Source organism: Mycobacterium sp. (genome assembly GCF_035603715.1).
Classification (GTDB): Bacteria; Actinomycetota; Actinomycetes; order Mycobacteriales; family Mycobacteriaceae; genus Mycobacterium.
In genome coordinates this window covers 1-4872 of record NZ_DATNJW010000548.1, presented here as the reverse complement: position 1 = coordinate 4872, position 4872 = coordinate 1, and the positions used below count along the sequence as shown (strand labels likewise).

4 protein-coding genes and 1 pseudogene are annotated in these 4872 nt (G+C 69.5%); 2 read left to right on the top strand and 3 right to left on the bottom strand.

Annotated elements, in window-relative coordinates:
- Positions 1-143, top strand: a pseudogene (locus VN856_RS22625) (NrdH-redoxin); the annotation flags it as partial.
- A 10-nt stretch (positions 144-153) separates the two neighbouring features.
- Here VN856_RS22625 and nudC read toward each other — a convergent pair.
- Positions 154-1077, bottom strand: coding sequence for an NAD(+) diphosphatase (nudC, locus tag VN856_RS22620; RefSeq protein ID WP_325693220.1), 924 nt, complete (start codon positions 1075-1077; stop codon positions 154-156).
- A gap of 9 nt (positions 1078-1086) precedes the next feature.
- Entirely contained in the window at positions 1087-2154 is a 1068-nt protein-coding gene (locus tag VN856_RS22615) for a potassium channel family protein (protein WP_325693217.1), read from the bottom strand.
- Between the two features lie 39 nt (positions 2155-2193).
- Between VN856_RS22615 and VN856_RS22610 the strand changes: the two genes are divergently transcribed.
- On the top strand, positions 2194-2589 hold the full coding sequence (locus VN856_RS22610) for a hypothetical protein (protein WP_325693215.1): 396 nt from the start codon (positions 2194-2196) through the stop codon (positions 2587-2589).
- Positions 2590-2643: 54 nt separating this feature from the next.
- Here the strand turns inward: VN856_RS22610 and VN856_RS22605 are convergent.
- The coding region (locus VN856_RS22605) for a 3'-5' exonuclease (protein ID WP_325693214.1) at positions 2644-4872 on the bottom strand (2229 nt) is incomplete at its 5' end.

Here is a 4872-nt window from a genome sequence, read left to right as displayed (position 1 = left end):
AGGACCCCGCGGCGGCGGACTTCGTCGGCTCGGTAAACGGGGGTAACCACGTCGTGCCGACGCTGAAGTTCTCCGACGGATCGACCCTGACTAATCCGGGTGCCAAAGAGGTCAAGGCGAAGCTGGCCGAGCTCGCGGGCTAGGCCTGCATCGTCAACCGGCGTCGGCCCAGGATTCGATGATGACTCGCGCGATCGACACCGATCCGGGGAGCAGCAGCCTGGACTCCGAGTCGCTGCTCCAGTCGCCGAGCGCGAGCGCGGCACGAATCTCGTCGCGGGTGAACCATTCGGCTTCGGCGATCTCGCCGTCGTTGAACGCGAACGGCTCGGCCGGATCGGCGATCGCGTGGAAGCCGATCATCAAAGATCGCGGGAACGGCCACGGTTGGCTCCCCAGGTAGCGAATATCACTGACGGTCAGCCCGATCTCCTCGCGGATCTCCCGGGCGACACAGGTTTCGAAGGACTCCCCCGCTTCGACGAAACCGGCCAGCAGCGAGAACATCCGTTCGGGCCACGTTGTCTGACGGGCCAGCACCGCGCGATCGCCGCCATCGTGCACCAGGCAGATGATCGCCGGGTCGATACGTGGGAATTCCTCGTGACCGGTGACCGGATTGACCCGGGCCCAGCCCGCCCTGATCGACTTGGTCGGCGCGCCATCCACTGAGCTGAACCGCGAACTGGCATGCCAATTCAGCAGCGCCGCGGCCGCCGACACCAATTGTGCGCCGACATCGTCGAAAAGCTGTCCGGCCCGGCGCAGATCGGCCACCTCGGCTTTGAGGTCGGGATCATCGGGTGCTTCCAGCGGACCGCGGACCGCCCACACATGCCGGCCGTCCTCGATGCGGCCCAAGAACACCGCGTCCGAAGGCGGTTTGTCGGCAAGGGTTTTCGCCTTACCGAGCAACACCCGGCCGTCGGCGACCAGCACCTGATTGCGCGAGTCGAGCCGCAGCAGCGCCGCGTCCGCCCAGCCCGCGGTGGCCGCATCGATGTCGGTGCGGACCTGGTCAGCCCGATCGGCGCCGATCCGCGACAGCAGCGGCACACTCTTCAATTGGAATTCCACGCCTCAGCCTTACTTCCCCGTGTTGCGGATATAGAGCAGCCTGTCGCCGGCCTCGATTGCGTCGGCCTCCGGCGAGTCGACGCGAAGCAGCCGGCCGTCGCGAACCACACCGAGCACGATGTCGGCCAGATGCCGCGGCGATCCGCCGAGTTCGGCCTGCTCGACCTCGCGTTCGGCGATGGCGAATCCATGTGTCGGTGTCAACAGGTCGTCGATCATCTCGACGACGCTCGGCGTCGTGATGGCCACACCGAGCAGTCGGCCGGCGGTTTCGGAGGAGACGACCACCGAGTCCGCTCCGGATTGCTTGACCAGATGCTGGTTTTCGGCCTCGCGGATCGACGCCACGATCTTGGCTTGCGGAGCGACTTCCCGGGCGGTGAGGGTGACCAGCGTTGCGGTGTCGTCGCGACCGGTGGCGACGATGATCGCCGACGCGTGCTGCGCGGAGGCCAGCCTCAGCACATCGGATCTGGTGGCGTCGCCGTGCACGGTCACCAGGTCGGCGGCGATGGCGTGGTCGAGGGCCGCCTGCTCGGTGTCGACGACCACGATGTCCTTGCTGGCCGCCTCGTCCGCGCACATCGCGGCGACCGCGGTCTTGCCCTTGGTGCCATAGCCGATGACGACGGTGTGGTTGCGCACTCTGCTCCTCCAACGCTGAATCTTCCAGGCCTGCCGCGACCGCTCGGTGAGCACCTGAAGGGTGGTGCCGACCAACACCACAAGGAACAGGATCCGCAGCGGCGTGATGATCACGACGTTGGTCAGCCGGGCGAATTCGGAGTACGGGGTGAGGTCGCCGTAGCCGACGGTGGTCAAGGAGATCGTGGCGAAGTAGAGGCAGTCGATGAACGACAGCGGCACCCCTCGCACATCGGTGTATCCGGCCCGGCCGAGGTAGACAGTCACCACCGCCACCACCAAGGCGAGCAGGGCGATCGCGACCCGTCGCCAAATAGCCCGTACCGGACTGATTTGCGTCTCCGGGACGCGCACGACGCCGACCAGCGCGTATGGGGGCTGGGCGGTCAGCGTCTCGTCGAGATCGCGTCGCTGACGGCTAACTTTGACCACAGTTCATCGGCTCGACCCAGCGCACGACACAATGTAACCATGACCGCCATCACACACAGTCTCCAGCGCGACGCCAGCCAGACTCTCGCACACCGACTCGCCGCGCTGTTGCTTGGCGTCGGCACCCTGCACTTCGTAGCGCCGAAACCGTTCGACGGCATCATCCCCGTCGAGCTGCCCGGCAGCCCGCGGTTCTACACCTACGCATCCGGCGTCGCCGAGCTCGGCATCGGTGCCGCGCTACTGGTGCGCAGCACCCGCCGGCTGGCCGCGTTGGCGGCGGCCGGGCTGTTCGTCGCGGTCTTCCCGGGCAACGTCAACATGTGCCGGTTGTGGTGGGGCAAGCCGTGGCCGATGCGCATCGTCGCTTTGGCCCGGCTGCCGTTGCAGATTCCGATGGTGACCGCGGCCCTCAAGGTCGCCCGCACCGCCTAGCGCGGCGACGATGCAGCCCGCACTGCGGGCAGCTGAGGAGCCGCGCAGTCAGATCTAGCTCGGCGTCCCGCGGGCCAGCAGCCCGGCCAGCTCGTCGGGCCCCGGCAGCGTATCCGGGACGACGGTGAGACCGGTCCGGACGTAGTGAAAAGCTGTGCGCACCAACGACTCCCGACAGCCGCTGAGTGCGGCCCAGGCGAGCCGGTACACCCCCAGCTGAATCGCGGCATGCCGGGCCGCCTCAGAGCCGTGCGGCGGCTCGCCGGTCTTCCAGTCCACCACGGTTGCGCCACCGTCGGGCTCGGCGAAGACCGCATCGATGCGGCCACGCACCACGGTGTCGCCGATCGCCATCTCGAAGGGCACCTCGACGGCCACCGGCGTACGGCCGGCCCACGGCGAGGCGAGAAAGGCTTCCTGCAACGTGGCCAGCTCTTCGGCGTCACGCTGTGCGATGTCGGTGTCGGCGGCACCGGGCAGATCGGCGAGGTCGAACAGTCGCTCGGCGCCGTAAAAGCGCTCGACCCAGTCGTGAAATGCGTTGCCCAGCAAGGCATGCGGCTCCGGCCGCGACGGCAGCCGGCGCATCAACCGCTGCGCGGCGTGTTCGGGGTCGCGAGCCAAGTCCACCAAGCTGCTGACCGACAGTCCGCTGGGCAGCGGTGGCGCCGACGGCTGCGCGGCGCGGGCCCGCTCGGTGAGTAGCGCGTCGACATCGGCAACCCACCCTTCGGCGTCCGCGGTCGCCGCGGGCGCGTCTGCCGACATCGCGGCGACGACGAGTTCCGCGCCGCGTTGCACATCCGCGCGCCGATCAGCCAGCGGATCGACCGGCCAGCTTGCCTCGCGAATGCTGTCACGCAACGGGTTTCGCTCACCATCGGCTGGGGCAGGCGCCCAGTGCTCGACCTCGCCGCAGGGCCGGCCGGCCGCGGCCGACTGGTCGATGGTGTCCTTGAGCTCGCACAGAAAATCCGACGGGCCGCGCGGCTTGATACCGGTGGCCCCCCAGTGGTGGCCGGACAGCAGCAGAGTGTCCTCGGACCGGGTGATGGCCACGTAGAGCAGCCTGCGCTCCTCGTCCAGGCGGCGTTGTTCCAGCTGACGACGGTGCGCGGAGATCTTGTCCGACAACTGCTTTCGATCGGTCACGTCTGAGGTGTCGAGCACCGGCACGCCGTGCAGGCCCGCCGTGGACCGATCGCCGCGCAGCAGCGGCGGCAGGTCGGCGGCGTCGGTGAGCCAGGTGCGGGCCTGGGCGGTCGACGGGAACAGCCCGCCCGACAGGTGCGGCACGGCGACCACCTGCCACTCCAGACCCTTGGCGGCGTGCACGGTCAGCACTTGCACCCGATTCTGGGCGACGACGATCTGGGCCGGCGCAAGGCCGTTCTCGACGACCGCCGCCGCATCCAGGTAGGCCAGCAGCCCCACGACCGGGGCCAGGGAATCGGTCGCGGCGGCGGCCCGCTCGGCGTAGCCGCTGACGACGTCGGCGAACGCGTCGAGCTGCTCGGTGCCGGCCCAGCCGGCCCCGGGCAGTGCGGCGCGCACCTCACAGTCGACACCCAACAGCCGGCGCACCTCGGCGACCAGGTCGGGCAGCGGATGGCTGAGATGGCTGCGCAGCACACTCAGCTCGTCGGCCAGTGCGACGATGCGCCGGTACCCTTCGACCGAGTAGCCAACGGCTGGGCCCGGATCGGCGAGGGCGTCGGCCAGGCCCGCGGTATCGGCCTGCGGCCCGGCCGACTCGGCGACCTGCTCAGCTGTTTCGGCGGAGCGCGCCGCATGTCCACCGTCGAGGGAGACCGCGCGCCGCCACAGCGCCGCGACGTCGCGGGCGCCAAGCCGCCATCGCGGACCGGTGAGCACCCGCAAAGCGGCCGCACCGGCTGTCGGGTCGGTGACCAAGCGCAGCATCGCGACCACGTCGGCCACCTCGGGCACCGAGAGCAAGCCGGCCAGACCGACCACTTCCACCGGGACCCCGCGGGCACGCAGCGCGGTGGCGATCGGTGCCGCATCGGCGTTGCGGCGCAGCAGAATCGCCGCGGTCGGCGGCGCGACACCATCGGCGGCGGCCTGTTGGTAGCGCTGCTGCAGGTGATCGGCGACCCACTCCCGTTCGGCCTGTACGTCGGGCAACAGCGCGCAGCGCACCGTGCCGGGTTCGGCGTTGGGGCGGGAGCGAAGCGCACGCACCGCCACCGATCGTTGTCGCGCTTCCGCGGAGACGGCGTTGGCGACCTGCAGAGCCGACGGCGGGTTGCGCCAGCTGGT

Bases quoted from the DNA above. Each gene is read 5' to 3' on its own strand.
- VN856_RS22610 (WP_325693215.1), top strand. From the start codon at position 2,194: ATGACCGCCATCACACACAGTCTCCAGCGCGACGCCAGCCAGACTCTC.